This window comes from Asaia astilbis JCM 15831, assembly GCF_000613845.1.
GTDB lineage: Bacteria > Pseudomonadota > Alphaproteobacteria > Acetobacterales > Acetobacteraceae > Asaia > Asaia astilbis.
Genome location: NZ_BAJT01000005.1, coordinates 40,565 through 67,215, shown reverse-complemented (window position 1 = coordinate 67,215; position 26,651 = coordinate 40,565). Strand labels below are relative to the sequence as shown.

The 26,651-nt window shown below is 57.9% G+C and carries 24 protein-coding genes and 7 pseudogenes; 5 read left to right on the top strand and 26 right to left on the bottom strand.

The window, feature by feature from the left end:
- Positions 1 to 6 precede the first annotated feature (6 nt).
- The 6 genes from argB to rpmH all read right to left on the bottom strand — a co-directional run bounded on the left by argB (position 7) and on the right by rpmH (position 4,224).
- A complete protein-coding gene (argB, locus tag JCM15831_RS05010; RefSeq protein WP_035773931.1) occupies positions 7 to 930 on the bottom strand; it encodes an acetylglutamate kinase in 924 nt (307 codons plus the stop codon).
- Complete coding sequence (gene yihA / locus JCM15831_RS05005) at positions 927 to 1,604, bottom strand: ribosome biogenesis GTP-binding protein YihA/YsxC (protein WP_025823203.1); 678 nt, start codon at positions 1,602 to 1,604, stop codon at positions 927 to 929. The genes argB and yihA overlap by 4 nt, the downstream gene beginning before the upstream one ends.
- Positions 1,601 to 3,370, bottom strand: a complete 1,770-nt coding sequence (yidC, locus tag JCM15831_RS05000; RefSeq protein ID WP_025823202.1) for a membrane protein insertase YidC — start codon at positions 3,368 to 3,370, stop codon at positions 1,601 to 1,603. The genes yihA and yidC overlap by 4 nt, the downstream gene beginning before the upstream one ends.
- 140 nt (positions 3,371 to 3,510) lie before the next feature.
- Complete coding sequence (gene yidD, locus JCM15831_RS04995) at positions 3,511 to 3,744, bottom strand: membrane protein insertion efficiency factor YidD (protein WP_025823200.1); 234 nt, start codon at positions 3,742 to 3,744, stop codon at positions 3,511 to 3,513.
- Positions 3,741 to 4,082, bottom strand: coding sequence for a ribonuclease P protein component (gene rnpA / locus JCM15831_RS04990; protein WP_025823198.1), 342 nt, complete (start codon positions 4,080 to 4,082; stop codon positions 3,741 to 3,743). The genes yidD and rnpA overlap by 4 nt, the downstream gene beginning before the upstream one ends.
- Positions 4,083 to 4,089: 7 nt before the next feature.
- A complete protein-coding gene (rpmH, locus tag JCM15831_RS04985) occupies positions 4,090 to 4,224 on the bottom strand; it encodes a 50S ribosomal protein L34 (RefSeq protein WP_023978518.1) in 135 nt (44 codons plus the stop codon).
- A gap of 149 nt (positions 4,225 to 4,373) precedes the next feature.
- Here rpmH and JCM15831_RS04980 point away from each other — a divergent pair, with 149 nt between their 5' ends.
- On the top strand, positions 4,374 to 4,586 hold the full coding sequence (locus JCM15831_RS04980) for a hypothetical protein (protein ID WP_025823192.1): 213 nt from the start codon (positions 4,374 to 4,376) through the stop codon (positions 4,584 to 4,586).
- 43 nt (positions 4,587 to 4,629) lie between these two features.
- Here JCM15831_RS04980 and gloA read toward each other — a convergent pair whose 3' ends face one another.
- The 19 genes and pseudogenes from gloA to rpoZ all read right to left on the bottom strand — a co-directional run bounded on the left by gloA (position 4,630) and on the right by rpoZ (position 23,112).
- Entirely contained in the window at positions 4,630 to 5,025 is a 396-nt protein-coding gene (gene gloA / locus JCM15831_RS04975) for a lactoylglutathione lyase (protein ID WP_025823190.1), read from the bottom strand.
- Between the two features lie 24 nt (positions 5,026 to 5,049).
- Positions 5,050 to 5,892, bottom strand: coding sequence for an LpxI family protein (locus JCM15831_RS04970; protein ID WP_035773928.1), 843 nt, complete (start codon positions 5,890 to 5,892; stop codon positions 5,050 to 5,052).
- Positions 5,889 to 6,751: pseudogene (gene lpxA, locus JCM15831_RS20880) on the bottom strand (acyl-ACP--UDP-N-acetylglucosamine O-acyltransferase). The gene JCM15831_RS04970 and the pseudogene lpxA overlap by 4 nt, the downstream one beginning before the upstream one ends.
- Before the next feature lie 11 nt (positions 6,752 to 6,762).
- Positions 6,763 to 7,182, bottom strand: coding sequence for a 3-hydroxyacyl-ACP dehydratase FabZ (gene fabZ / locus JCM15831_RS04960; RefSeq protein WP_025823183.1), 420 nt, complete (start codon positions 7,180 to 7,182; stop codon positions 6,763 to 6,765).
- A gap of 213 nt (positions 7,183 to 7,395) precedes the next feature.
- Positions 7,396 to 8,455 (bottom strand): annotated as a pseudogene (gene lpxD / locus JCM15831_RS16745) (UDP-3-O-(3-hydroxymyristoyl)glucosamine N-acyltransferase).
- 6 nt (positions 8,456 to 8,461) lie between these two features.
- The gene (locus tag JCM15831_RS04950; protein WP_025823181.1) at positions 8,462 to 9,370 is read right to left on the bottom strand and encodes an OmpH family outer membrane protein; all 909 of its coding nucleotides are present in this window, start codon (positions 9,368 to 9,370) and stop codon (positions 8,462 to 8,464) included.
- Positions 9,371 to 9,444: 74 nt separating this feature from the next.
- Positions 9,445 to 11,883, bottom strand: a complete 2,439-nt coding sequence (gene bamA / locus JCM15831_RS04945) for an outer membrane protein assembly factor BamA (protein ID WP_025823179.1) — start codon at positions 11,881 to 11,883, stop codon at positions 9,445 to 9,447.
- 222 nt (positions 11,884 to 12,105) lie between these two features.
- Positions 12,106 to 13,190: pseudogene (rseP, locus tag JCM15831_RS16740) on the bottom strand (RIP metalloprotease RseP).
- The gene (gene dxr / locus JCM15831_RS04935; protein ID WP_025823176.1) at positions 13,183 to 14,385 is read right to left on the bottom strand and encodes a 1-deoxy-D-xylulose-5-phosphate reductoisomerase; all 1,203 of its coding nucleotides are present in this window, start codon (positions 14,383 to 14,385) and stop codon (positions 13,183 to 13,185) included. The pseudogene rseP and the gene dxr overlap by 8 nt, the downstream one beginning before the upstream one ends.
- A gap of 19 nt (positions 14,386 to 14,404) precedes the next feature.
- Positions 14,405 to 15,280 (bottom strand): phosphatidate cytidylyltransferase, encoded by an 876-nt coding sequence (locus JCM15831_RS04930; RefSeq protein WP_373277611.1) that lies wholly within the window; start codon positions 15,278 to 15,280, stop codon positions 14,405 to 14,407.
- Positions 15,274 to 15,962 (bottom strand): annotated as a pseudogene (uppS, locus tag JCM15831_RS16735) (polyprenyl diphosphate synthase). Before uppS ends, JCM15831_RS04930 begins: the two are co-directional and overlap by 7 nt.
- An 87-nt stretch (positions 15,963 to 16,049) precedes the next feature.
- Complete coding sequence (gene frr / locus JCM15831_RS04920; protein ID WP_025823172.1) at positions 16,050 to 16,616, bottom strand: ribosome recycling factor; 567 nt, start codon at positions 16,614 to 16,616, stop codon at positions 16,050 to 16,052.
- 50 nt (positions 16,617 to 16,666) lie between these two features.
- Positions 16,667 to 17,394, bottom strand: a pseudogene (pyrH, locus tag JCM15831_RS16730) (UMP kinase).
- Between the two features lie 87 nt (positions 17,395 to 17,481).
- Positions 17,482 to 18,370, bottom strand: a pseudogene (era, locus tag JCM15831_RS16725) (GTPase Era).
- Positions 18,367 to 19,116, bottom strand: a complete 750-nt coding sequence (gene rnc, locus JCM15831_RS04905) for a ribonuclease III (protein WP_025823170.1) — start codon at positions 19,114 to 19,116, stop codon at positions 18,367 to 18,369. Before rnc ends, era begins: the two are co-directional and overlap by 4 nt.
- A 9-nt stretch (positions 19,117 to 19,125) precedes the next feature.
- Positions 19,126 to 19,920, bottom strand: coding sequence for a signal peptidase I (lepB, locus tag JCM15831_RS04900; protein ID WP_025823168.1), 795 nt, complete (start codon positions 19,918 to 19,920; stop codon positions 19,126 to 19,128).
- A 43-nt stretch (positions 19,921 to 19,963) separates the two neighbouring features.
- A complete protein-coding gene (gene acpS / locus JCM15831_RS04895; RefSeq protein WP_025823166.1) occupies positions 19,964 to 20,374 on the bottom strand; it encodes a holo-ACP synthase in 411 nt (136 codons plus the stop codon).
- A gap of 8 nt (positions 20,375 to 20,382) precedes the next feature.
- Positions 20,383 to 22,638 carry a RelA/SpoT family protein gene (locus JCM15831_RS04890; protein WP_025823164.1) on the bottom strand — a complete coding sequence of 752 codons (2,256 nt, stop codon included), beginning with the start codon at positions 22,636 to 22,638 and terminating at the stop codon, positions 20,383 to 20,385.
- A 75-nt stretch (positions 22,639 to 22,713) separates the two neighbouring features.
- On the bottom strand, positions 22,714 to 23,112 hold the full coding sequence (rpoZ, locus tag JCM15831_RS04885; protein WP_025823162.1) for a DNA-directed RNA polymerase subunit omega: 399 nt from the start codon (positions 23,110 to 23,112) through the stop codon (positions 22,714 to 22,716).
- Between the two features lie 281 nt (positions 23,113 to 23,393).
- Here rpoZ and JCM15831_RS04880 point away from each other — a divergent pair, with 281 nt between their 5' ends.
- The 4 genes and pseudogenes from JCM15831_RS04880 (at position 23,394) to JCM15831_RS04865 (ending at position 26,215) form a co-directional block, all read left to right on the top strand.
- Entirely contained in the window at positions 23,394 to 24,002 is a 609-nt protein-coding gene (locus JCM15831_RS04880; RefSeq protein WP_025823160.1) for a LabA-like NYN domain-containing protein, read from the top strand.
- Between the two features lie 39 nt (positions 24,003 to 24,041).
- Positions 24,042 to 24,503, top strand: coding sequence for a hypothetical protein (locus JCM15831_RS20010; protein ID WP_025823158.1), 462 nt, complete (start codon positions 24,042 to 24,044; stop codon positions 24,501 to 24,503).
- A gap of 41 nt (positions 24,504 to 24,544) precedes the next feature.
- Positions 24,545 to 25,495, top strand: a pseudogene (locus JCM15831_RS04870) (NAD(P)-dependent oxidoreductase); the annotation flags it as partial.
- A gap of 111 nt (positions 25,496 to 25,606) precedes the next feature.
- Positions 25,607 to 26,215 carry a superoxide dismutase gene (locus JCM15831_RS04865; RefSeq protein ID WP_025823154.1) on the top strand — a complete coding sequence of 203 codons (609 nt, stop codon included), beginning with the start codon at positions 25,607 to 25,609 and terminating at the stop codon, positions 26,213 to 26,215.
- A 73-nt stretch (positions 26,216 to 26,288) separates the two neighbouring features.
- Here JCM15831_RS04865 and yajC read toward each other — a convergent pair whose 3' ends face one another.
- Positions 26,289 to 26,603, bottom strand: coding sequence for a preprotein translocase subunit YajC (gene yajC / locus JCM15831_RS04860; protein ID WP_025823152.1), 315 nt, complete (start codon positions 26,601 to 26,603; stop codon positions 26,289 to 26,291).
- Between the last annotated feature and the right edge of the window lie 48 nt (positions 26,604 to 26,651).

Genomic DNA, 26,651 nt, shown 5'->3' with positions numbered 1-26,651 from the left:
AAAGGGTCAGGTGGCGCGGATAAGCGTGCCTGACCCTTTATGTGTAAAGAGTTCGAGCAGGCAGGCATGAGGCACGCGACCATCAAGGATGACCGCAGCACTTGCTCCAGCCTTGACTGCCGCGAGACATGTCTCGACCTTGGGGATCATACCGCCCGAGATTGACCCATCGGCGATACGACGCTGAGCTTCTTCCGCAGTCAGCTCGGAAATGAGCTTGCCGTTCTCGTCCAGAACCCCCGCGACATCAGTCAGCATCAAAAGACGCGACGCGTTGACACTGCCGGCAATGGCTCCAGCTGCCGTGTCAGCGTTGATGTTATAGGTTTCGCCCTGCTCGCCCACACCGACAGGCGCGATCACGGGGATCAGGCCAGAGCCGAGCAGCGAGTAAAGCACCCGCGGATCGACCTTGACCGGCTCACCCACGAAACCCAGATCCTGCACTTCCTCATGACCTGAGCGCGCATCACGGGTGCGATGCAGTAATTTACGGGCCTGTAGAAGGCTGCCATCCTTGCCCGAAATACCAACAGCCAGCGCGCCAGCCCGGTTGATCAGATCGGCGACCTGCTTGTTCACGCTCCCCGAGAGAACCATCTCGATGACGTCGATTGCCGCCTGATCCGTCACACGAAGCCCATCGATGAAGCGTGACTCGATTTCCAGACGCTTGAGCATGGCGCTGATCTGCGGACCACCCCCATGGACAACGATCGGGTTGATCCCGACCAGCTTGAGGAGCGCAATATCGCGTCCGAATGCGCTTGAGAGGTGATCCTTGCTCATGGCGTTTCCGCCATATTTGACCACAATAGTGTCACCGGCATATCGACGCAGGAAAGGCAGCGCACTGGCGAGCAGAGCGGCCTGCTGCTGACCCTCGTCATTCATGTCAGGGAGCGTCAACTCCGGAATGTCGTTCTTCATCCTTGCTCCCCTTCCCTGGCTTTGCCCGCTGCGAGCCGCGCAATTTCAGCGCGCAGCGTCTCGATGCCGAGCCCGGTCTCACTGCTCGTGGTCGCGATATGAGGATAAGCTGCAGCGTGCTTGGCAAGCACCGTCTGAACCTCGGCAATTTTTGCCTTGAGCTTGTTCGGCCCCATGGAATCGGCTTTGGTCAGGACCACCTGAAACAGGACAGCAGCCCGGTCCAGCATTTCCATGACATCACGATCGGCCTGTTTCAGCTCGATGCGTGAGTCCAGCAACAGGAAAACGCGCGTCAGCGTCGGACGCCCGCGAAGATAGGCAAACATCATTGTCTGCCACTCTTCCTTGACCGATTTGGCCGCTTTCGCAAAGCCGTAACCAGGCATATCGACCAATGCCAAACGACCGCCCAGATCGAAGAAATTGAGCTGCTTGGTGCGTCCCGGCTCGGACGACGCACGGGCCAGCCTGTTGCGCCCGGTAAGGGCGTTGATCAGGCTCGATTTACCGACATTGGAGCGCCCGGCGAAAGCCACTTCCGGCCCGGCGAGAGGCGGAAGCTGATCGAGCTTCTGCGCTCCGAAGAAGAACTCACATTCCGAAGCAAAGAGCAGACGACCGTCTTCGATCTGCTCTTCCGAGAAGGTGGTTGGATCTTCCTGCTGGGTCACGACTTGCTGACGGCCTTGCCGCCCTTCTTTACGCCGCGATCGATCTGCATCTGGATCAGCTTCTGCTGACCGTAGCTGAGCACGTTGTTCCAGGTGTAGTAGATGATGATGCCTGCCGAGATCCGACCCAGAAAGATGGTGTAGATGACCGGCATGAACTGCATGATCTTCTGCTGGGCAGGATCCATGCTGACCATGCTCTGACGCTGCATCAGCCAGATGGTGATGCCGAACAGAATAGGCCAGATGCCGATATGCAGCATCTCGGGCATGAAGCTCGGATTGAAGGGCAGCAGGCCGAACAGATTGAAGATTGTGGTCGGATCAGGTGCCGAAAGATCGCGGATCCAGCCGTAGAAAGGCGCGTGACGCATCTCGATCGTGATGTTCAGGACCTTGTAAAGGCAGAACGCAACAGGCGCCTGGATCAGCAGCGGCAGACAGCCACCGGCAGGATTAACGCCCTCTTCCTTGTAAAGCGCCATGATCTGCTGGTTCTGGGCCAGCTGATCGCCTTTGTTGCGCTCACGAATTGCCTGAATACGCGGTGACAATGTCCGCATACGGGCCATGGACGCAAAAGACTTGGTCGCCAGCGGATAGAGGATCAGCTTGATGATCAGGGTCAGGATCAGCAACGCGATACCGAAATTGCCAACCTTGTCGAACAGCCAATGCAGCACGTGGAACATGGGGCGCGTCAGGAAGGCGAACCAGCCGAAATCAACCGCCTTATAGAAATAAGGGATGTGCAGATCATTGGTGTACTGATCGAGGAGATTGACCTCCTTCGCACCAGTGAAAACCATACTCGTTGTCTGGACAGTCGAACCCGGTGCAATCTGGATCGGCTGACTGGCTTGAGTGTCGACAATGTAAGACCCTTCTCCTGCATTCGGCACAAAGCGATAGCGCACGGAGACGGCAGTCTTCTGGTCTGGAATAACAGCGGTAAGCCAGTATTTGTCAGTAATACCGGCCCAACCACCAATGCCATCAGCAGACCAAGCCGTGTTTCCGGGCTGGGTCGCGCCTTTGCGCATGGTCTTGTAGGATTCTTCGTCCAGACGGTCATTGACGACCGACAACGGGCCTTCCTGAACGATCATGCCACCTGTCTCGACAGGCTTGTAATCACGTTCGACACGCTGGAAAGGCGTCAGGGAAACCGGAGCCCCGGCCTGATTTTCGACGCTTTGGGTGATAGCGAACAGGTAGCGCCGATCGAGCTTGATCTCGATCTTGAAGATCAGCCCCTGCCCGTTATCCCAGTGCAGCGACACCGGATGATCTGGGGACAGCGTCTTGTCCTCACTCGACCATTCCGTATTGGCATCGGGCAGATGAAGTGTGGATCCGGCGGGAGCCTGCCAGCCCAGTTCGACGAAGCTGGGTTCGGGGGCCTCACCATTCGCAAGCAGTCGCACGAGGGGCGAATCTTTATCCAGCGTCTCGCGATAATGCGTCAGAACGAGGTTATCGAAACGCGCGCCACGCAGGCTGAAAGAGCCGGTTGCATCCGGGCCTTCGATCGCGATCCGTCCTGCTGGTCCGACCGCGGCAGCCGGGCTGTTGGCGGGTGCCCCACCGGGCGCTGCCACAGGAAGAGCGGAGACCTTGCCGCCATTTGTGGGCGCCTGGCCCTTGGCTTGCTGGGTCGTCTGGGTCTCAACGTCTTTCTTTGCGTGCTGAGGCACGAAATAATCGAAGCCGACCACAATCGCGGCCGAGAGACTGGTTGCCACGATGATGCGCTTGATATCCATCAGTCGATTACCGGTCTTTCCAATGAGGGTGAAACGAATAGCGGAACGCCCCTGACCCTGAACCAGACACGTTGCGGTTCAAGTGACCGAATTTCGGCCACAAAACAATAGGGGAGAGCGTAATTCGGTCATTTTGGCCCTCAGGGCACCGGATCGACCCCACCGCTGCAATAGGGGTGGCAGCGCGCCAGGCGCTTGAGCGTCAGCCACAAGCCATGGACAATGCCATGACGTCTCAGCGCTTCCTGAGCATAAACACTGCAGGAGGGGTGAAAACGACAATTGGTACCAAGTTGAGGGCTTATGAAGCTGCGATAGAAACGCAGCAGAGACAGCAGACAGGCAAGAAGTATTTTCCTGCCGAAGCTGATCAAAGGGCCTGACCCTTTTTGAGGGCGTGCTCGAGATCGGCAATCAGCTTGCCGAAGGGACGTCTTCGGGTCGAATCGCGACCGATCAACACAAGATCCACCGACGCAAGCTCTGTGTCACGCGCTACACGCTGCAACGCCGCCCTGAGGCGGCGCCGGGTTCGGTTACGCACAACGGCGTTCCCGACTTTTTTAGTCACCGTAAATCCAACGCGAGCCGGCGCTTCCTCGTCTGTCTTCAGAACCTGAAGAACCAGACCGGATGTCGCAACCTTACGCCCGCGGCTGGCGACCCGAAGAAATTCGGGCCTTTTCCGGAGCTTCTGAGGCTGGCTCGCCAAGTCGGATTTAGGCCGAAAGCTTCTTACGGCCCTTGGCGCGACGGTTGTTGATGACGCGACGGCCACCGACGGTTTCCATACGAGCGCGGAAGCCATGGCGACGCTTGCGGACGAGCTTGGACGGTTGATAAGTACGCTTCATGGCGTCATTCCTCAAGGCAATGATTGACGGCAAGGCCAGCGAAGGCCCACCCTGACAAGAAGACGACACAAAGCTGACGCCATCTTCCTCTGTGCGCGGGCTTTTACGAGCCCGGAACTGCCGTGTCAATCAAATCGAGGAGTCTGATCATGACGCAGACACAGGAAATACCCGTCGATGATGCAGAAAAGCGCCTTTCGACGCTTCGTCACGACCTACGAAACGACCTTGCGACCGCCCTGCTCGCCGCTGATCTTCTGGCCAGCCACAAGGACGAAACGGTCAAACGGCATGCAACGAGCATCGTAACAGCACTTGAAAAGGCGACAGATCGCCTGAAGCGCTCAAAAAAGCCGGCGTGACCGGCAGCCTTTCAGCTGCCGCCGCGCCGGGTGGAGCCAGTGTTTAGAATGTGTCCTTCTGGATGATCTCGATCTTGTAGCCATCGGGATCTTCGACGAAGGCGATAATCGTGGTGCCGAACTTCACCGGGCCCGGCTCACGGGTCACTTTTCCGCCGCCTGCGCGGATACGCTCAACTGTCGCAGCGGCATCCGGCACACCGATTGCAAAATGTCCGAAACCATTTCCGAGATCGTAAGGCCCTTCCTGATCCCAGTTATGAGTCAGTTCGACTTCCGCCTCACCATGAGCATTGTCGTTGAAGCCGAGATAAACCAGCGTGTAGCGGCCTTCGGGAACCTCACGACGGCGGATTTCGCGCATACCGAGCAGTTTGTAATAGGCTACGCTCTTGTCGAGATCGTAGACGCGGATCATCGTGTGCAAATAGGTCGCCATTATTTTTCTCCCGAAAAGTAAGACTCAGCCTGCACCCTGTATTTCGGTGCGGCTCAAGCCATAGAGGAACAGTCCCAACCGGTCGGCGGTTGCCTCACACGCGGCAGGATCGGTCAATAACGTGAAGCCGGTCTCGAACGCGACGCCACGCAGACCGGCTGCATCCGCATGGATCAGCGTATTCGGGCCGATCGTCGGCATATCCGCTCTCGCTTCCTGACCGGGTTTGAGCATCTTGATCAGAACGCCGCCAGGTCCGGGCTGACGCAATTGGGCTGCGCGCTCGATCATCCGATCCGTCCCTTCGATCGCCTCAACCGCCAGAACCAGCCCGTCCTGAACAATGCAGCCCTGACCGATATCGAGCACTCCAAGAGCTCGCACAACGTCAATTCCACGGTGGATATCGCTCATTGCCAGCACATCCGGCTGCACCGTGCCCAAGGCACCAATCCGGCCGAGAGAGTGCGTCAGATACTCGTGAGCACCACGAACCTGAAATCCCTCTTCTCCAAAAATCCGGACCAGAGCGCCAAGCAATCCGTCATCACCTGAGAAAAGCGCGCGGCCGACACGGGCGAGAAGTCTGGCTCCCTCAGCATCAGGGCGCAGGTCGCGCAGGGCGGGACGGCGCACAGGCCCGATCAGGACGATGTCGCGGCATCCAGCGTCGCGTAGGGCAGAGAGGATTTCACCGGCAGCCGCCAGCCGGATGATACGATGGGGCCAGTGGCGGATTTCATCCTGATCGACAAAATCCTGAAAGCCGACAATGAAGACATTGCCCCCTTGGCGACGAACCGACTTTGCGACCTGAAACGGAAGCGGCCCCCCGCCTGCCAGAATGCCGACCGGGGTGAGCGTCACGCGCCCTCGGTTTCCGATGACAGCTGGGCCGGACTTGCGGCACGCACCAGACCACGGCGGCTCTGAACTTCCATGAAAGCAATAATTTCCCGGATACGGCGCTCGCCGCGAAGTCGCGCTTGACCTCCGCAAGACGCGCTTCCAGCACGATCTCATTATTGCCAGAGCGGGGGTAGAGAATACGAAATGCCCTGCGCATCTGCTGGATTTCTTCCGCGCTCACACCCTGACGCCGCAGCCAGATCCAGTGTAGGCCGACAAGCCGGGCGCGATTGCCGAGCACGCTGCCATAGGGAATGACATCAGCCTCAACCCCGCAGACGCCCCCAACAAGAGCACCACGACCGATACGAACGAATTGGTGCAGCGCCGCCGCCCCCATGATACGCGCACCGTCTCCGATCTCGACATGACCGCCCATGACGACGTTGTTGACGATGATGACGCCATCCCCAATGTCGCAATCATGAGCCACATGGGCATTTGCCATAATGAGACAATGGGCACCGATACGCGTGAGCGCTGTTCCCTGCGCCGTTCCCCGGTGAATGGTCACGTTCTCACGGAGCACCGTATGAGCCCCGATGACGCAGCGTGTCGGCTCGCCGCGATATTTGAGGTCCTGCGGGGCAAGACCAACGGTCACAAACGGGAATACTTCGACGTGAGCACCGATTTCCGTCAGCCCATCGATGATGACACTGGCATGGAGACGCACCCCCTCACCCAGCGTCACATCTGGGCCGATGGAACACCAGGGACCGATCGTGACATTCTCGCCCAAGATCGCCTCTGGGGCGACCAGGGCACTCGGATGAATGTTGACAGTCTTGGGCCAGTTTGATGCTGATGAATGCACGGACGTTCTACTCAACCCATAATCATGGCGCTGAACGTCGCTTCAGCAACCGATACACCATCCACACGCGCAACACCCTTGAAACGCCAGACATTGGCGCGGGCCCGTTCCTTGTCGACAGTGATGTGAAGCTGATCTCCAGGTCCCACCGGACGGCGGAACTTCGCCCCTTCAATGGTCATGAAATAGACCAGCTTCCCCTCGAACGCCTCACCGAGGGTCAGAACAACGAGCGTTGCCGCTGTCTGCGCCATGGCCTCAACAATGAGCACCCCGGGCATCACCGGCTGGGAGGGAAAATGTCCGGTAAAAAACGGCTCGTTGATCGTGACGTTTTTGATGCCGGTCGCCGTTTCGCCCAGTTTGATATCGATCATCTTGTCGATCATCAGAAAGGGATAACGGTGAGGGATCGCGTCCATGATCCGCATGATGTCGATCGCGGCGATGTCGACTGGTGCAGCCGGGGTCGTCACTTCCTTGTTTTTCTCTTCCGCAGAGGCGCTCAATTTTCTGCTCACTTCTAGTTCCTGAACGAGCTTAATCTGCCCCGTTCATCCGTCAGTCACGTGACGGCTGGTTTCATCTATCTGCCCGCTTCTAGCAAAACTCGGGAGGCGTGACCACAGCCAGACGTTGCAGGCTCAGGACTCGCCCTTGACGTCTTTTTTGGCCAGACGCCGCAGGAACGCGACGTACGGAAATATTCCCGGAAAGGTACTGCCGGACTACCGATAACATCGGCACCGGCCTCGACATCGGACATGACGCCGCATTGAGCGCCCACACGTGCCTTCTCGCCAATTTTGATATGCCCGATAAGACCGGCCTGCGCCGCGATGGTCACGAAGTCTCCAAGCTCTGTCGAGCCTGAGATACCCGCCTGCGAAACGACAATGCAGCAACGACCGAGCTGGGCATTATGACCGATCTGCACAAGATTATCGATGCGCGTCCCGGCGCCGATAATCGTATCACGCATCGACCCACGATCGATCGTCGAATTCGCGCCGATCTCGACGTCGTGCTCAAGGATCACACGACCGAGCTGAGGCACCGTCTCAAAACCTGCCGGTCCTACGGCGAAACCAAAACCGTCCTGTCCGATACGGACACCCGGATAAAGCGTCACGCGATCACCAAGGATCGCATGCGAAATCGAGACATGAGTCCCGATGCGGTTATGTGCGCCAATGATGACGCCCTCACCGATCGCAGCATGTGCTGCAATCACAGTACCGTCGCCGATCGTGGCGCGCGCCGAGATCGTCGCGAAGGGGCCGATCTCAACCCCCTCCCCCAAATGGCGCTTTCATCCACCCACGCCGTCGGATGTACGCCAGCACGTGCAGAAACAACCGGATGGAACCGGGCGGCAATGCGGGCCCACGCAAGGTAAGGAGCCTTGCTGACAAGACCGACAACGCCTTCTGGCAGCTTGTCCTTGAAGGCAGACGCAAGAATGACGGCCCCTGCCTTTGTCTCGGCAAGCAGAGGAAGGTAACGCCTGTTATCGAGGAAGCTGATCTCCTGCGATGTCGCAGCCTGCAAAGGCGCGACACCACGAAGACTTACCCCAGCAGCCGTCTCAGGCCCGACGATTTCGGCTTCCGCACTCTCCGCAAGCTCAGCGACTGAGAACGGTCCCTGACGGTCGAAGAAACGAGGATCACCGGGTAGGGCATCGGGACGGGACTGGGTCATGACAGATCAGTGCTTGCGAAGGATCGACGCAGGAGCCTGGGGAGCCGCATTCTGGTCACCCGGGGCAGCGGGTCCAACCTGAGACCCTGTATCTTCGTCGGCAGTCGTTGGCATCTTGCCTGACTTGGCCAGAACCTCAGGATCGACGTCCTCGGCAGGAATGAAGACATGAGGCAGGATCTTGTTCAGAACCTTCGCCGTCTCTTCCGTGATATCCTGACCGTCGACATGAAGGGCAACCTGCTCGCTATGAAGCACCAGATTCATGTTGTGTGAGGCAGCAACCTGACGCACGATCCGGACCAGTTCGCGCTCGATCTGGTTGAGCGAAACATTGGCGGCTTCCTGGATAATCCGAGCCCGGTTGGCAAAGTCACGCTGTGCTTTTGCACGACGCTCCTGCAGATGGCGCTCGCGAAGCTGGATCTGATCCGAAGTCAGCGTACGGGCGCTCTCCTGCAGCTTCTGCTGCTCGGCACGCCAGCCTGCCTGTTCTTTCTGCGCTGCGGCCGCAAGCTTGTCACGACGCTCACCCAGAACACGCTGCGCCTCGGCAGCTGCACTCGAAATTCGCATGACTGTCGGAATACTGATCACCCCGACGAGGGCTGCCGGCGGCGGCGCGCCCTTGGGAAGGTCAGGCGAATCAGGAATCGGCGGCTGTGGCAGGACCGGGGGTGTTTCAGGCTGCTGCATTGGCTCGTCACCGTCCTGCGCAACAGGCTGGGCAACAGGAGCACGGCGCACAGCACGAGGCGCCGCAGGAGCCGCTGGCTGGGCCGTCTTGGGCACGAACCAGCCGCCATTGTTACCCGAACTCGGTTCCGCGGCCTGCGCCTGAACGAGACCGGTAAGACTGACAGATGCGAGGAGTGCAGAAGCAGCCATGAAACGGGCTGCCGAAAAATGAGACATGGTAACCTCTGTTCAAGACCAGAACCGCAACTGCCTCATGGTTAAGCCAGATGCGGGACAGGAAGGGGCGGCTGTTAGAATTGCTGCCCGAAGCCGAAACGGATCGGGTAGAGACGATCGTTGCGCGACTTGTGAATCGGCACAGCCGCGTCGATATTCACGAGACCGAAAGGGCTCTTCCACGAGATACCAAGACCCGTCGTCACACGCGGCGTTAGGGTGTCACCCGAGACAGGCGTGTATTTCTCCTTGTCCTGAGCCGCGTTGGTATAGAGATTTTTCACACGCAGGCCGGCAAGACTACCCGCATCGACGAAGTAGCGCCCCGAGATTCCAACATCATCTCCCATGGGCAGCGGGAAGTTAAGCTGAGCAGAGGCCGTGTAGATGAAACGGCCACCGATCAGATCTTCCTGACCCGGCAACGGCGTGGTGGCGTTGGTATGGGCGGAGCGAGGGCCCGCGCCACCCTGCAAGAAGCCGCGCAGGTTCTCACCACCGAGGTAGAAGTTATCGATGATGCTGACGTTGCTGCTCTTGGACCAGTCGCCCATGTAGCCTGCACCGCCCTTGAATTGCAGACCCCAATCATGCGAGCCCGTAATGGAGTCGAGCGGGACGTAGTACTGGGCATCGAGCTTGGCGCGGAGATATTTCACATCGCCGCCAAGACCGGCGAAATCGCCGCTGACATTGATCACGAAGCCCTTGCGCGGGCGCATCCGGTTGTCACGACGGTCATATGTCAGCGTCGTACTGAGCTGAGAAAGTAGCGACCAGCCAGCAGAGTCCTGCACGTAATAAGAGGGCACATAATCGTAACCATAACTACTGATCTCACTCTGGCTGAAGATATTGCCCACGCGACGATCGATCAGCGAGTAGCTCCAAGACTGCGACAGGTAATTATTGTACGAATAACCTAGACGGAAGGTCGCACCGTACCGCCCTTCTTTATAGGACTGATAGGTCTGGTAGTTGTTTTCGACGCCAAAAATATCGATGCCGGCAACGATATTCCGGTCGAGGAAATAAGGGTCGGTCAGGGAGAGATCGACCTGCTTCTGATAGTAGGCAACCGTTCCCGAAATACCGGCATCCATGCCTGTACCCAGCAGGTTATGCTGCTTGACGGAGCCATTACCCAGGATACCGACGTCAGTCGAATAGCCGCCACCGAGCGAGAATTCGCCCGTGGGCTTCTCAACCACGTTAGCAGCCACGTTGACCTTGTCGGGAGCCGAAGCCTGGGTCTGATCGACCGAGACTGAGCTGAAATAGCCAAGATCCTGAAGAGCTGCCTTGGAGTATTTACGGTCGAACGGAGTGTACGGGTCGCCCTCGGCCATCGGCAGCGCGCGACGGATGACCTTGTCCTTCGTCACCGTGTTGCCGTTGATGTCGATACGCTCGACATAGACGTGAGGGCCTTCATTCACATCGAACAGCAGATCGACGATATGCTTCTCAGGATTACGGGCAATTTCCGAGCGCACCATCGCAAAGGGATGGCCTGTCGCCTGAAGACGCTCCTGCATGCCCGTGACGTTGTTCTGAATTGCGGTGCCATCATACCATTGATGGGGAAACAGCTCGATATACTGCTTGAGGTCTTTCGATTCCACATGACGCAGGCTCGACCGGACCTCAGTCTTGCCCAGTCGGTAACGCGGTCCTTCATCGACGGTAAACGTGATGATGAAGTTCTTGCGATCAGGCGAGAGCTCGCCCGTCGCATTGATCATGTGGAAATCGACATAGCCGTTATGCAGATAAAAGCGACGCAGAAGCTCGGCGTCATATTTTATGCGTTCGGGATTATATTCGTCCGATGACGAGAAGAAGCGATACCACTCCGTCTCTTTCGACGAGATGACCGATGCCAGTCGTGCTTCGCTGAAAGCCTTGTTTCCGACAAAAACGACCTTGTTAATCAGGGTCTGACGCGCCTCATTGATCTTGAAGATCACATCGACACGGTTATGCGATAGCTTGATGATCTGCGGCGTGACCGTTGCGCCGAAGCGCGCCTTGGAGGCGTAAAGATCGAGCAGCTTCTGGCGATCGGCAGCGGCAGCCTGCGATGAAAAAACCGCGCGTGGGCGCATGGCCACTTCCTTGCGGAGGTCCTCATCCTTGACCGCGTGGTTACCTTCGAAGGCAATACGATTGACAATCGGATTCTCAACCAGATCGACGCTCAGCGTGCCACCGGCACGGCGCATGGTGACGTCCTTGAACAGACCCGTCGCGTAGAGGGTCTTGAGCGAACGATCCAGATCGTCCTGATTAAAGCGATCCCCCGGCTGCACCACCATGTAAGACAGGACAGTGCTGGTTTCGATGCGCGTATTCCCCTTCACATCGATCGCTTCGATGACCTGGCCATCGCCAGCTCGCTCGTGCGCAGCATGATGGGAGGGAACACGACGGGTCTTCTGCGCTTCGGCGGTCCCTGTCCAGACGGGGAGAATGCATGCCGAAGCAAGGAGAACGAGACGTTTACCTGACAAGACGGACGTTCCTTAACTTCATCAAACCAGCGTGAAGGTTTATTTCAGACAATTTAGTTTTGCGCAACGAAGCCGAAGCCGCCAGCCGCGTTCATCCTCATCGGACCTATCCGACTTATACCCTGCGAGGCAAGCTCTCCGCCGCATGAAGTGTCGTAACACTCTGTATCAGGCAGCGGAATAGGCAGAGTTTTTCAATGTCTCCATCGAAGGACGGCAGCCCTAGTGAAAGAGCCCGAGATTGGAGAGATCGTTGAAGGTGGAGAACAGAAACAGAGCCGCGATAAGAGCAAACCCGGCCTGATAGCTGACCTCCTGCACGCGTCGCGAAACAGGCTTTCCCCTCACCGCCTCGGCAACATAAAAAACCAGCCTGCCGCCATCGAGCAGCGGAATCGGAAACAGGTTGATCAGGCCGAGATTGATCGACAGCAGCGCCATGAAGGACAGGATGCTTGCAAATCCATAATGCGCGACCTGTCCTGAAAGCTGGGCGATACGGATCGTGCCACCAAGTTCTTTCGCGCTGCGATGACCGGTGATGATCTGCCAGACGCCTGCAGGGTCTGAACGGAGACATGCCATGTCTCATGGAGTCCCCCGATGACGGCCCGACCAAAAGACATGGGCTTACCGGGAACAAGTTCCGCCATAACGCCGATGCTGCCCTTGTCAGGAGCCCCCAATTTTCCAGGAACGCGATCGAGCTTGATGGGTAGGCTCAGCGTCTGATCGCCGCGCTTGATGCCCAACGTCGTCTCGACACCCGGCATCGTGACAGCATGTGCCTGAATATCAGCGAAATTGAAGACGTCGAGCGAACCGAGACGCGTGATGACATCGCCCTTTTGCAATCCCGCCTTTTCGGCAGCGCTATGTGGTGCGACCTGAGCGATCTCGTTTTTCATCTCAGGCTTGCCCACCGAGGTGAAAAGCACGGTGAAAAGCAGGATTGCGAAAATGAAGTTGAACACCGGCCCCATGACGATCACCAGCATGCGCGAGCCTACCGGCTTGTCATGGAAGGTCTGACCGGGAACCCAGCTCGCTTTTTGCTCCGGCGTTGCATCTTCGGGGTCTTCGAAACCGTGCGGTTTGACAAAGCCCCCCAGCGGAATCGCTGAAATACGCCACTCGGTGCCTGTGCGGTCACGCCAGCGATACAGAGCCGGGCCGAATCCGATCGAAAAAGTGTCTACCTTTACGCCACGCCAGCGCGCCGCAAGATAGTGACCCATCTCATGCACAAAAACGAGCACACCCAGAATGAGGGCGAAGGCGAGAATGGTCACTGCAAATTCATGCATGGAGCTGCTCCGGGCGGTTCAACGAATTACTACGCTCACGTGCGACGAATATTTCAGCAACACGGCGCGCCTCGGCGTCCCAATGCAGCACATCTTCGAGCGTATCGAGCGTCGGTGCTCCAAGGGTCTCCATCGCATAGGCGATGGTATCGCCAATACCAAGGAAACCAATCCGTCGGTTCAGGAATGCCTCAACGGCGACTTCATTTGCCGCTGAGAAAATTGTTGGCGACGCCGCTCCCGCGCAAAGAGCTTCGCGAGCCAGCCTCAGTGCCGGGAACCTCACCTCGTCAGGCGCCTCGAAGTCGAGACGAGCGAGGGCGGCAAGGTCGAGACGCGGCGCATTGGTCTGCATACGATCCGGCCATGCCAGGGTGTTGGCAATCGGCACCCGCATGTCCGGGGCGCCAAGCTGCGCAATCAGGCTGCCGTCGCGGAACTGAACAAGGCCATGAACCGCCGATTGCGGGTGGACGAGCACATCGATCTGGTCGTTCGTCAGACCGAAGATCCGCGCCGCCTCAATGACTTCGAGCCCCTTATTCGCCATGGATGCTGAGTCGATGGTGATCTTTGCGCCCATGGTCCATGTCGGGTGCTTAAGGGCGTGCTCCGGCAGGGCGTCGCGCATTGTCTCGAGAGACGCACAGCGGAAAGGCCCACCTGACGCCGTCAGAATGATCTTCTCGACACTCTCGATCGGGCTGCCCGTCAGGCTCTGGAAGATCGCGTTATGCTCTGAATCGACCGGCAGCAAGGTTGCTTTGGCGGAAGCGACTTCACGCAGCATCACGTCACCAGCGCTGACAAGGGCCTCTTTATTGGCCAAGGCGATCGCATGACCATTACGCGTCGCTGCCAGCGTCGGCTCAAGTCCAGCGGCACCTGTGATGGCCGCCATCGTCCAGTCAGCTTCCATCGCTGCCGCTTCGATAACTGCCTGACGCCCTGCAGCAACCTGAACACCAGTGCCCTGCAGTCGTGAGCGCAATTCGTCGAGCAGCGCCTCGTCATTGATGACGGCACGCTCGGCACGCAGAGCGCGGGCCTGATGGGCCAACAGCGCAACGTTACGCCCGCCGACCAGCGCACGGACCTGAAAACGCTCCGGTTCTGCAAGCAGAAGATCGATTGTCGAGCAGCCGATACTGCCCGTGCTGCCAAGAATGGTGATGCTGCGCGGGGAGGAGGTCATGGTTCCAGAATACTCCAGATCAGTGCCAAAAAGCAGAAGACGACGGAAAAAACGGGTGCAAGAGAGCACCTAAAAGATCGGAAGGCATTGCAGACCAGAAAACCTGGCCCGGCACAGCCAGCGAGATGATCGCTGCCAGCGGGGCTGCTGCGAGAAGGCCGTCGAAACGATCGAGCAAACCGCCATGTCCGGGAATGAGCCAGCCCGAATCTTTCACACCGGCTCGGCGCTTGACCGCACTTTCGACAAGATCGCCCATCTGGGCGGCGCATCCGAGAACGATGCCCCAGATCGCGCCAGCAACGAGGGCGCCCTGACCGGATATTTCCGAGATGACGAGCCCTGTCAGAGCAGCTGCGACGAGGCCACCAACTGCGCCTGAGCGCGTCTTGCCCGGCGAGATACGCGGCGCAAGCTTGGGTCCGCCGAAGATACGACCAGCGAGATAAGCGCCGCTATCGCTGGCAATCACAACGAAGATGATGAACAGGACGGGGAGCGCCCCTCCCCCAGGCTGCTCACGCAGCCAGAGAAGGGCCAGACCACCGACACTTGCGACAGCGACACAGGCCCATTGCGTCATGCCGAAGACCGCTGCTGCAAGCACCAGACCGAGTGAGGCGCGCCACTCCCCTTTCATGGCCACGAGCAGTCCCATTACCGGCCAGAGCGCCAGCAGGCTTGCCCGCCAACGGGTGGTTCTCTCTTTCCAGCCAAAACCCGCCATGGACGCACCCTCATAGACGAGGCCGAGGCTGACGAGCAGGATCATGGCCCGATAAGCAACGCCCCCGAGATAGATGCACAGCACAGCAACGGGCACGATGACGAGTGCGGAAAGAAGGCGTAGACGCAGATCGGACCAGCGTGTCGAAGCAGCCTCTGCTGTCACAATGCACTCGCTTCAGCGAGGCGCTTGCCGAAGCGGCGCTCGCGACCTGCGAAATCGGTCATGAGAGCCGCGAAATGCGTCTCGTCGAAATCAGGCCACATGACATCGAGAAAAGCGAGCTCGGCATAAGCCGATTCCCACAGAAGGAAATTCGAGAGACGACGCTCGCCGCTCGTCCGGACAATTAGATCAGGGTCCGGGAATGACGCCGTCTGAAGATGCTCTGCAAAATCGTTTTCGTTTAATGCCGCCGGATCGATCTCGCCCCGCAAGGCTGCGGCAGCAACGCGCTTTGCGGCCAAAAGCATGTCGTGGCGGGCACCGTAGGAGAGCGCCAGAATGAGAGTAAGCCGCGTATTATCTGCCGTCAGCTTGCGCGCACGCTCGATCTCACCTCGAAGACCTGTATCGAACCGCGACAGGTCGCCTATGAATTCGAGCCTCACATTCTGATCATGCAGCTCCGCCACTTTGTGGCGGAGGTAAAACCTCAGAAGCGACGTGAGGTCCGTCACCTCTTCAGGTGCGCGGTTCCAGTTTTCCGAGGAAACGCGTAAAGCGTCAGAAAGGGCACCTCAGCCATGATCGCGGCCCTGACGCAACGCCTGACAGCGTCTGCCCCTGCACGATGTCCGGCCATGACGGCTTTGCCACGCGCGCGCGCCCAACGCCCATTGCCGTCCATGATGACAGCAACGTGACGGGGTACCACTGCAGGTGCGACTTCCTGTCTCACGACAGAGTTCGAACGTGAGGACGACACGTCGTTGTCTCAGACCTGCTTGATCTCGCGTTCCTTGTCCGCGAGCATGTCATCGACCTTCTTGACGTATTGATCCGTCAGCTTCTGAACGGCATCGGACCAAACCTTCATATCGTCTTGGCTGATCTCGCTTTTCTTTTCGAACGTCTTGATCTGGTCCATGCCATCACGACGCACGTTACGAACGGCAATCTTGCCACTTTCCGAATAGCGACCGGCGGCACGAGCGAGCTCGTTGCGGCGCTCTTCAGTCAGCTGCGGAATCGGCACGCGCACCGTCTGCCCGTCAGCCGCCGGATTGAGGCCCAGACCCGAATCACGGATTGCACGCTCCACAGCACCAACCAGACCGCGATCCCACACCGAAACAGTCAGCATGCGTGCTTCCGGCACGGCAATGGATCCGACCTGTGAAAGAGGGACGTCGCCGCCATACGCCTCGACACGCACTGGCTCGAGCAGGTTGGGGCTTGCACGTCCTGAACGCAGACCGGAAAGGTCGCGTCGCAGGCTTTCAAGAGCGCCATCCATACGGCGTGTTAGGTCTTCGAGCAGGTCATTCAGCTCAGCAGGCATTGTTTTCTCCTGGACGGATATTGAAAAAGGGGCGCCACAAGGCGACCGGTTCAAGCCGTTTCGATGATCCGGGTAAAACGTCCTTCACCACGCATGACCGTGGCAAAAGATCCCGGGGCGTGAATGTTAAAAACAATGATGGGCAGACGATTTTCGCGAGCAAGCGATATCGCGGTCGCATCCATGACATTCAGATCGCGCGACAGCACATCCATATAGGAAAGCTCGTCATAGCGCTCCGCGTCCGGCACGCGGCGCGGATCAGCCGAATAAACGCCATCGACCTGTGTCCCCTTGAGAAGGACATCGCATTCCATCTCATTGGCGCGCAAAGCAGCTGCGGTATCGGTTGTGAAGAACGGGTTGCCGGTTCCCGCCGCGAAGATGACCACACGTCCTTTTTCCATGTGACGCACAGCCCGACGACGGATATACGGCTCGGCGATGGACGACATCTGAATGGCCGACATCACGCGGGTATCGATCCCAGCACGCTCAAGCGCATTCTGCATCATCAGCGCGTTGATGACGGTTGCCAGCATACCAGCATAATCACCCTGAGCGCGATCCATACCCTTGGCTGCAGCGGCAACCCCCCTGAAGATATTGCCACCACCAATCACAAGGCAGACCTGCACACCGTTGCGTGAGACGGCCGCAACATCGTTGGCAATCGCCTCGACACCTGTGGCTCGATCCCGAAAGAGCCATCGCCCATCAGGGCTTCGCCCGAAACCTTGAGTAGAACGCGCTTGTAGCGTGCAAAAGTTTCGGTCATCGCATCCTCTTTCGTCGCAGCCTCATAAAGGCCTGTTCACAACCCGCGCCTCTCTTATAGGCCAAGGCCTGTCCCCACAAGGACTTCTCAGGCGTCGTCCAGCCCGATGGCTCGCAGACGCGCCTTTTCTTCATCCCAGCCAGCACGTTCACGCACATTGAGGAAAAGATGGCAGGGTCGGTCGAGCAAACGCCCCAGATCGATCCGCGCCCGCTCGCCGATACTGCGAATTTTACGCCCCCCTTCGCCGATCAAAATGGCTTTATGACCCGGTCGGGAAACGTAGATGGTCGCATCGATCCGCACCGAACCGTCAGGACGCTCCTTGAAGCTCTCTGTCTCAACAGTCGCCTGGTAAGGAATTTCCTCATGCGTCTGCATGAAGATCTGTTCGCGGACGAGTTCGGCAGCAAGCAGACGGTCTGGCAGATCGGTCAGATCGTCTTCGGGATAAAGATAGGGCCTCGGGGAGATCGGCAGCAAGGTGATCGAGCAGATCGTCCACCCCATCGCCTGAACGCGCGCTCAGCATAAAAACATGTTCGACGGGCAACTGCTCGGTGATCGTTTTTGTCAGCGGCAGGAGTTGCTGCGCACTCACCAAATCCGTTTTGTTCAGAACCAGCCAGACGCGACGCTTCTGCTTAGCCAACGTCTCAACGACGGCCTGAGCCTCTTCTCTCAGACCAGCCTTGGCATCGATGAGCAGAAGAGAGACATCAGCATCCTGCGATCCTGTCCAGGCAGCTGCAACCATAGCCCGGTCGAGCTTACGACGCGGCTTGAATATACCCGGCGTATCGACGAGCAAAATCTGGGTCGTCTGACGCATGAGGATGCCGAGCACACGAAACCGCGTCGTCTGGGCCTTTGGGCTGACAATCGAAAGCTTCGTCCCGGTCATTCGATTGATCAGGGTGGATTTTCCGGCATTCGGAGCCCCAACCAGGGCTACGAAACCACAACGTGTCGTCATCTTTTTTCCTTCGCGCCTTTGCGGCTGCGGTTCAATCTCTGGAGGAGTGCGGTCGCCGCCTCGCTCTCAGCCTGGCGTTTGCTTCCTGCAACGCCCTCTCCTGCCTCACCCATAGCAGAAACCGCCACAGTAAAGCGCGGCGCATGGGAAGGCCCTTCCATCGACAAAGTCTCGTAATCCGGCAGGGGACAGCCACGCGCAAGCAGAAATTCCTGCAAAGCAGTCTTCGGATCTTTGGGGGGCGTGATCTGCGAGACCAAGAGGTCCTTCCACTTTCGACGCACAAAGCGCCGGGCCGGCTCAAGCCCCCCATCCAGATAAAGCGCGCCCAGCAGAGCTTCCATGGCGTCGGCCTGCACATTGGCGAGACTGCGGATGCCCGCCTGCTCTTCATGCTCAGCAATCCGCAATGCCTGCGCAATGCCGATACCCTCCGCAATCGGTGCCAGTGCATAGCGTGACACCAGCGATGCATGGCGCGGCCCAAGAGCGCCTTCGGGCTCATTGGGAAACTGCTCCAGCAGCCACTCCGCCATCAGAAGGCCCAGAACACGATCGCCCATGAACTCGAGACGCTCGTTCGATCCTGTCTCAGACGTTTTCACGGCTCCACGGGGCGCCCGTCGTCCCTGTCGGGACGACACAGCAGAACGATGAGTCAGCGCCTGCTGCAGAAGAGCCTGATCGGCAAAATGGTGTCCGAGTGCATCCTGAAGCGTCTCCAGGATACTGTCATGACCGCTCATGACCCAACCTCAGTGCATCGTCGCGAAAAGATGGTTCCAGCGAATCTCGAAGGGCCATTGCCAGAACTGCCAGAAAGGATGAACAGCTTCGTAGGAGAAGAAAACAAAACGCGCCTTCCCGACCAGATTGAGCATCGGTACATAGCCCAGATCGAGACCATTATCGCGCTGGAAACGACTGTCACCGCTATTGTCGCGGTTATCCCCCATCGCAAAGAAATATCCCTCAGGCACCACGTATTCGCGCGTGTCGTTCGCTTCACCCTCATCCGTCTGCTTCAGGATCTGGTGTGTCACCGGCGCTGCACCGGCGCTTCCGGGCAGCGTTTCGAGATAGCGAATACCCGCTTGTGGAACGCGATTCTCATCCATCACGGAGTAGGCGCCTAGAGACTTGCGCGGGACCAGCGTGCCGTTCAGGTAAAGTTCACCACCACGCATCTGAATATGATCACCGGGCAAACCGATGATGCGCTTGATGTAATCGACCGAGTTGTCCTGCGTATAACGGAATACGGCGACGTCTCCGCGATGCGGCGCTGTGTTCCAGATCCGTCCGTCGAAGAGATGGGGCGAATAGGGCATCGAGAAACGCGACCAGCCATAATCGTATTTCGTGACGAAAATATAATCGCCAACCTGCAAGGTCGGAATCATGGATGCGCTGGGGATATTGAAGGGTTCAAGAAAAACCGTCCGGATCGCCAGCAGCACGATCACCCAGATCGCGATAAACCGCACGATCTCAAGAGGAGTATCTTCTTTTCGCTTGGAGGGCGTCGCCCCTGGGGTCACTTCGGTCATTTCCGGTTCTTAGCGCAGGAGAAGGGCATTTGGCGACAGCCAATCACAAATGGTCGGGCACCGATTGCACAATGACATAAGCAATCGCATAGGGCGATTCATCACTCAGACTCACGAAAGTCTCCGCTCGCTGACCAGGCAAGGCCATCGCATCGAGATACTCAGCCGCCCTGCCACTCAAATGGAGAGCTGGTTTGCCGTGCGCATCGTTACACACCTCGATATCGGTCAGGCGCAGCCCGTCACGAAAACCTGTCCCAAGCGCTTTGGCGCACGCTTCTTTGGCCGCCCATCTCTTTGCGAGAACACCGAGACGCCCGTCCCCTTTGCGGGTATTTGCATAAGCGATCTCACCGGGAGTGAAGACCCTCTCCAGAAAAACCTCGCCCGATCGATCCAGCGCTCGCCCTATACGACGCATATCGCATAAATCTGTGCCGATCCCGCGTATCATCATTCTGCTCAGTTCTTCGTGCGCTCGACCTGCATGACACCCTGCGCTGAACGCAAGGCCGCGATCATCGCCGAGAGATGCCGCACATCACGCACCTCAAGATCGACGAGGATCTCCATGAAATCGAGCTGACGATTGACGATCCTCAGATTGACGACACTGCCGTTATGCTTCGATGCCGTATTGGTCAACGTCGCGAGAACACTCGACTCGTTTGCGGCGATCACGCTCACGCGCCCGATATGAGGCGCGCCACGTTCTCCTTGAGCAAGAGCTTCGTAGTCCCAGTCGATTTCCAAGAACCGTTCAGGCGTCGATGAAAGGGCGCTCAGGTTCTGGCATTGCCGCTGATGGATGGTCACCCCCTTCCCCTGGGCGATGATCCCGACGATCGGATCACCCGGCAGAGGGTGGCAGCATCCGGCAAAATGGGTCGCGATCCCGGATCCAACTCCATTGATGACCGACCCGCTCTTCGCGCCAAAACGCGGAGGCGTCCCGAGGGCATTTCCGAGACGTCCCGAAAGACCCGGAACCATACGGGGGGCCCGATGGGTCTGGCGCAATTCGGGATAGGCCGCATTGACGACATCACGCGGACCGAGCTGTCCGTTACCCACTGCGACACAGAGATCCTCGATCGTCGCCTGACGGAGATCCCGAAGCAGGGTCTCGAGAACCTTCTCACTGCCATCGACACCCTCCTGACGGAAGGCCTTGGCCAGAGCGGTTCGTCCTGTGTCGAGATTGACCTGACGCTGCTGCAATGAGACGTGACGACGGATACGCGCCCGCGCCTTGCCGGTAACGACAAAACGCTCCCATGACGCAGAGGGCGTGCCGCCACGCGCCGTCATGATCTCGACCTGGTCGCCGTTCTGCAATTCGTGGCGCAGTGGCATCAATCGGCCGTTGATCTTCGCCCCAACGCAGGCGTCACCGACCTGACTGTGCACAGCATAGGCGAAATCAACCGGCGTCGCTCGGCGGGGGAGAGAAATGAGCTGCCCCTTCGGGGTGAAGCAGAAAACCTGATCCTGATAAAGCTCGAGCTTCGTGTTTTCGAGAAACTCGTCGGGCGCCTCGGAGTCCTCAAGGATCTCGAGGAGATCCTGCACCCAGCGCAGCTTGTTCAGGCCCAACGCGGCAACTTCGGAATTCGAGGCCTGCGCCTGATCGCGCTCCTTATAAGCCCAATGCGCCGCCACACCATTTTCGGCGAAATCATGCATGTCCGACGTGCGGATCTGGATCTCGATCTTCTGGTTACGCGGCTGCCTCAGCGTCACCCCGGTGTGAAGACTTTGATATCCATTTGCTTTCGGCGTCGAGATATAGTCCTTGAACCGCCCGGCAATCATGGGATAGGCGCCGTGAATAGCGCCCAACGCAGCGTAACAGGCGTCGCGGCTCGGCACGAGAACGCGGAATGCCATAATATCCGACAACTGCTCGAAAGCGACATTACGCTTCTGCATTTTTGCCCAGATCGAATAGGGCGACTTTTCACGCCCTGTGACGTCGATCTGAGGCAACCCGACCTCGGCGCAAAGGGCTTTCAGCTCCGATTTGATCTGCTCGATGATATCGGCGCCATGGCCGCGCAGGAAGTTGAGACGCGCCCTGATCGTGGCGTCGGCTTCTGGCTCGAGCTGCTCGAAGGAGAGATTCTGAAGCTCGGTCTTGACTCGATCCATACCTATACGCTCAGCAAGAGGCGCATAGATATCCATGGTTTCACGCGCGATGCGTAGACGTCGATCCTGACGCTGCACATAATGCAGCGTGCGCATGTTGTGTAGACGATCTGCCAGCTTGACGATCAGGACGCGGATGTCGCGCGACATAGCCAGCACGAGTTTGCGGAAATTCTCCGCCTGCTTGGTGCGATCAGACTGGAGCTCAAGCCGGGTCAGCTTTGTCACGCCATCGACCAGACTTGCGACAGAATCGCCGAAACGCTCCTTCAGGAAAACCTGAGTGATACCGGTGTCTTCAACCGTATCATGAAGAAGCCCCACCATGATCGAGGGAACATCCATACGAAATCCAGCGAGGATGTTTGCGACCGCGATCGGGTGGATGATGTAGGGCTCGCCATTATCCCGCTTCTGCTCACGGTGCGCCTTTTCGGCAACGCCATAAGCTTCTTCAATGCGGGAGAGGTCTGCCTGCGGGTCGTAACTCGCCACACGACGCAGCAAACCGGCGATTGAAGGCACTGCGGCGGCCATTTCAGCGCCAGGGAGAAGGGTGTCAGACATACCGGAACTCTCTCCCAGATCTTCTTTAATCAGATGACGATACCGGACCTTAGATAGGTCCGATATCGCAAGAGATCAGCGGCGGTTGCGCCCTCCGAACTCCGCTTCGAACGACGCATCCATTTCAGCCGGTGACATTGTCTCAGCCATGTGGGCGTGCTCTTCTTCGGACGAGACATCCTGCAGACCGAAAATATTCTGATCGGTCGGGATGAGGTCCATCACCTCCTCATCGACAGGCTCTGGCTCAGGTGCACGGGCGAGAGAACGAACAATTCCGTCCTTAAGCGCGCCTAGATTAACTTTCTCGTCAGCAATTTCGCGCAGAGCAACAACAGGATTCTTGTCGTTATCACGATCGATGGTCATTTCCTCGCCGCGCGAGAGACCACGAGCGCGCTGGGCGGCAAGGAGAACGAGCTCGAAACGGTTTGGAACCTTCTCGATGCAGTCTTCAACGGTTACGCGTGCCATTAACTCTTCCACCAATATCCGCAATTCCACAGGAACTTTACAGACTATCACAGCAGCCCACCCTGAGCAAACAAACTGAAGCGTGCCGCAGCACATCGGCAACTTAGTTCAGCAACTCTGAACAGCTAAGACCGAAACATGGAGATTATGGTAGTACGATGACAAAAATCACAGAAACAATGATACCACTATATTCCTGATTGAGAATTCGTTAAGAGTTCACATGAGACTATTCTTGCTGAAACGTATACTGAACGTTACAGCATTTTAAACATGGGTAAATTATGCTCGACAAGAATGCACGAACAGCCGTATTTATAGATGGATCGAGCCTCTATTATACCGCCAAGGCACTTGGATTTGAAGTGGATTATCGGAGACTCCTCCGGTACTTCAAGACCAACACGCGACTTCTGCGTGCCTGCTACTATGCCGCTATTCCGGAGACAGAGGAATACTCTCCTCTGAAGCCGTTAACTGACTGGCTCGCCTATAATGGATTCATGCTCGTAACAAAAAACGCGCGCGAATTTACCGATCAGTCCGGCCGCCGCAGGCTCAAGGGCAACATGGATGTCGAACTTGCCGTCGACCTCATGGAACTGTCCGATCGGATCGACCACGCGATCATTTTCAGTGGCGACGCTGATCTTCGTCGCGCCGTCGAAGCCATTCAGCGTCGAGGCGTCCGCGTGGTCGCGATTTCGTCGCTCCGCTCGTCTCCTCCTCTTATCGGAGATGATCTGCGCCGACAGGTCGATCTTTTCGTCGAGCTTGGCGACATCGCAAGCGAGTTCACCCGCCGTCAGGGGGATCCGGTCTCGCGCCCACGCTCCAATCCGATACGGCACCCCGCTGACATCATGGCCGATGACGACCTCGATGATTGATCCTGAGAGACTGGTGAAAGAGCAGAATCAATCGTTGAGATGCTAGGCACTGCCTCATCTAACGAGGATGCACGCATCCTCGTTGTCAGTCTCATGGCGTTCTCCGAGGATAAACGACCCTCCCTCGAGACGAACCTGCGTCGAGAACTGTCGAGGACCGCTAATGCGGAGCTGATCTTTCACGAGCTGGGGCACGCAGCCACCGGACAAGTCGTTTCTCGATTCAGTCAGGAGAGCACACTTTCCAGTCTAAGCGGTTTGCTAAGCTCACTGAAAGCGCTCAGGCTGGTGATCACGGTCGGCGTCACGGCCCATCTTTCGACAATCGACGCCTACGGCATGAGCTGGGCACGTGTCCCCTACAGGCCAGGAGAAGTCACGGCTCTTCCTGATGGTCTTTTGCTTGCAAATCTCTCTTCCGAGGGAGGAAGTCGCCTCGGCACATTCCTGCCGCTTCTCGAAAAAATGAAGCCAAATTTGGGGGCTGTAATCCCAGTTTAGCACCTCTTACTCCGCAACCTGCGTTGTGACGGCGCTTTAGTGAGCAGCAACATGCAATTCAAGGTGGGACAATTATGACGGTACAGAACTCTGGGACTGAACACGCCTCCTGCACGATCGGCTTTGTAGGCTTTGGTGCGATGGGGGCACTTATGGGCCATAATCTTCGCAAAGCTGGTTATGCGCTTCGCGCCTACACGCCTTCCGGGCGTCAGCTCGACGCGGCTACACCCATGGTCGACACAGCGTGCCGTCTGGCGGAACAATCGGATATCGTTATCCTCTGCGTTCCCAATGATGCCGCCATTTCTGCTTCTGCCTCAGGCGAAAATGGTTTTCTCGCGGGCGCACGCCCGGACACGCTTGTCATCAACACGAGCACGATTTCTCCCGAAGCAACCGAAAAGCTGCATGAGCTCTCGCGAGAAAAAAATCTGCGCTTCGTCGATGCGCCGATGTCGGGCAGCACACCAGAGGCCGAGAAGGGCGAACTGGTCATGCTTGTCGGCGCCACGAGAGAAGATTTCGAAGCCGCTCGACCGGTGCTGAGTGCCATCGGTAAAATGAGTATCCATGCGGGAGATGTCGGCGCGGGCACACGCCTCAAACTGGTCATCAACGGGATCATGGGCGCAACATTGACCGTCATTGCCGAAGCCGTGGGATACGGGCTTGCAAGCGGACTTGATCGCACAATGCTTTACGATGCGCTTGCTCAGGTCGCTGTGATCTCGCCCCATCACAAACGCAAACTTGCCAGCGCCGAACAGGAAGATTTCAGCGCACAGTTCCCCACACGTCTCATGTCGAAGGATATGGGGCTCCTGATTTCGGCGGCGCGCAGCACGTCCAGTTTCTGCCCAGCCATCGCCGTTGCCGATCAGGCACTCGGTCTGGCGAATAAACGCCACGCAAATGACGATTATTCCTCGCTCCTCGGCGCGATCGAGAAGAGCGTCGTCAAGCTTCCGACCCCGCCAGAAAAACCCTGACCCTTCAGACAGGCTTCGACGGGTTGACGAAACCCGTCCAGCACCATAGCTGCCTTGAGAGACCAAGCAGCTCCGCTTTGTCCCCACCATGATAGTCCAGGAGACGCGACCATGGCTTTCGAATTGCCGTCCCTCCCCTACCAGACCAGCGCCCTTGCCTCTTCGGGCATGTGCCAGGAAACCCTAGAGCTGCACCACGGCAAGCATCATCAGGCTTATGTCACGGCTCTGAACGGCTTTGTCGACGCCAAGCCGGAACTGCAGGGCAAGAACCTTGAAGAGATCATCCTCGCCGTGAAGGGCGATGCGGCTCAGGCCCCTGTCTTCAATAACGCTGGCCAGCATTGGAACCATATCCTGTTCTGGAAGAACCTCACCCCCAAGGGTGGTCAGGTTCCCTCCAAGCTTGCAGCCAAGATCGACTCCGATCTCGGTGGCCTCGACGCTTTCAAGGCGGCGTTCAAGCAGGCAGCGATCTCGCAGTTCGGCTCAGGCTGGGCGTGGCTTGTGCTCGGTTCCGATGGCAAGCTTGCCGTCACCAAGACCGCCAATGGCTCGAACCCGCTGGCCGAAGGCCAGGGCCGCGCGCTTTTGGGCCTCGATGTCTGGGAACACGCCTATTATCTGGACTTCCGCAACCGTCGTCCGGACTACATCACGAACTATCTCGACACGCTCGCCAATTATGAGTTTGCCGAAGCGGAACTTCTCTCCGCCTGAACCCGCAACGGGCTCAACAAAAAACTGGCCTCCTCGCGGAAGCCGGTTTTTTATGTCTGACGTCGATCAACTCTTACGTAGAAGACTTGCCACCATCATTGGCGGGCTTGGCCGAGCTGGTCAGAACCTTCGAAACGTTTTCACGCATCAGCTGGATCTTCACCCCCGAGGCAATTTCAACCTCGATTTCAGCCGTGCCCTCACGCGCGAGCTGCACCACGCCGACGATGCCACCGGTGGTGACAATGCGATCACCACGACGCAGCGCGTTAAGCTGAGCCTTGAGCTCACGCTGGCGCGTCTGCTGCGGGCGAATGAGGACGAAATAGAAGACGACGAACACGAGGATCATCGGGAGGAATGAGATAATCCCGCTGTTGGCGAGCATGCGTTTATTCCATATGTCGATACAAAGAGACCGGACGCGCCCGAAAGC

Excerpts from the sequence above, each read along its gene's own strand:
- rpmH (WP_023978518.1), bottom strand. The coding sequence starts at position 4,224 with ATGAAGCGTACTTATCAACCGTCCAAGCTCGTCCGCAAGCGTCGCCAT.
- lepB (WP_025823168.1), bottom strand. The coding sequence starts at position 19,920 with ATGACCGAAGTGACCCCAGGGGCGACGCCCTCCAAGCGAAAAGAAGAT.
- argB (WP_035773931.1), bottom strand. The coding sequence starts at position 930 with ATGAAGAACGACATTCCGGAGTTGACGCTCCCTGACATGAATGACGAG.
- JCM15831_RS04865 (WP_025823154.1), top strand. The coding sequence starts at position 25,607 with ATGGCTTTCGAATTGCCGTCCCTCCCCTACCAGACCAGCGCCCTTGCC.
- rpoZ (WP_025823162.1), bottom strand. The coding sequence starts at position 23,112 with ATGGCACGCGTAACCGTTGAAGACTGCATCGAGAAGGTTCCAAACCGT.
- rnc (WP_025823170.1), bottom strand. The coding sequence starts at position 19,116 with ATGAGCGGTCATGACAGTATCCTGGAGACGCTTCAGGATGCACTCGGA.
- gloA (WP_025823190.1), bottom strand. The coding sequence starts at position 5,025 with ATGGCGACCTATTTGCACACGATGATCCGCGTCTACGATCTCGACAAG.
- acpS (WP_025823166.1), bottom strand. The coding sequence starts at position 20,374 with ATGATACGCGGGATCGGCACAGATTTATGCGATATGCGTCGTATAGGG.
- frr (WP_025823172.1), bottom strand. The coding sequence starts at position 16,616 with ATGCCTGCTGAGCTGAATGACCTGCTCGAAGACCTAACACGCCGTATG.
- JCM15831_RS20010 (WP_025823158.1), top strand. The coding sequence starts at position 24,042 with ATGCTAGGCACTGCCTCATCTAACGAGGATGCACGCATCCTCGTTGTC.
- dxr (WP_025823176.1), bottom strand. The coding sequence starts at position 14,385 with ATGACCTCCTCCCCGCGCAGCATCACCATTCTTGGCAGCACGGGCAGT.
- yidC (WP_025823202.1), bottom strand. The coding sequence starts at position 3,370 with ATGGATATCAAGCGCATCATCGTGGCAACCAGTCTCTCGGCCGCGATT.
- fabZ (WP_025823183.1), bottom strand. The coding sequence starts at position 7,182 with ATGCGGATCATGGACGCGATCCCTCACCGTTATCCCTTTCTGATGATC.
- JCM15831_RS04890 (WP_025823164.1), bottom strand. The coding sequence starts at position 22,638 with ATGTCTGACACCCTTCTCCCTGGCGCTGAAATGGCCGCCGCAGTGCCT.
- JCM15831_RS04980 (WP_025823192.1), top strand. The coding sequence starts at position 4,374 with ATGACGCAGACACAGGAAATACCCGTCGATGATGCAGAAAAGCGCCTT.
- JCM15831_RS04950 (WP_025823181.1), bottom strand. The coding sequence starts at position 9,370 with ATGTCTCATTTTTCGGCAGCCCGTTTCATGGCTGCTTCTGCACTCCTC.
- yajC (WP_025823152.1), bottom strand. The coding sequence starts at position 26,603 with ATGCTCGCCAACAGCGGGATTATCTCATTCCTCCCGATGATCCTCGTG.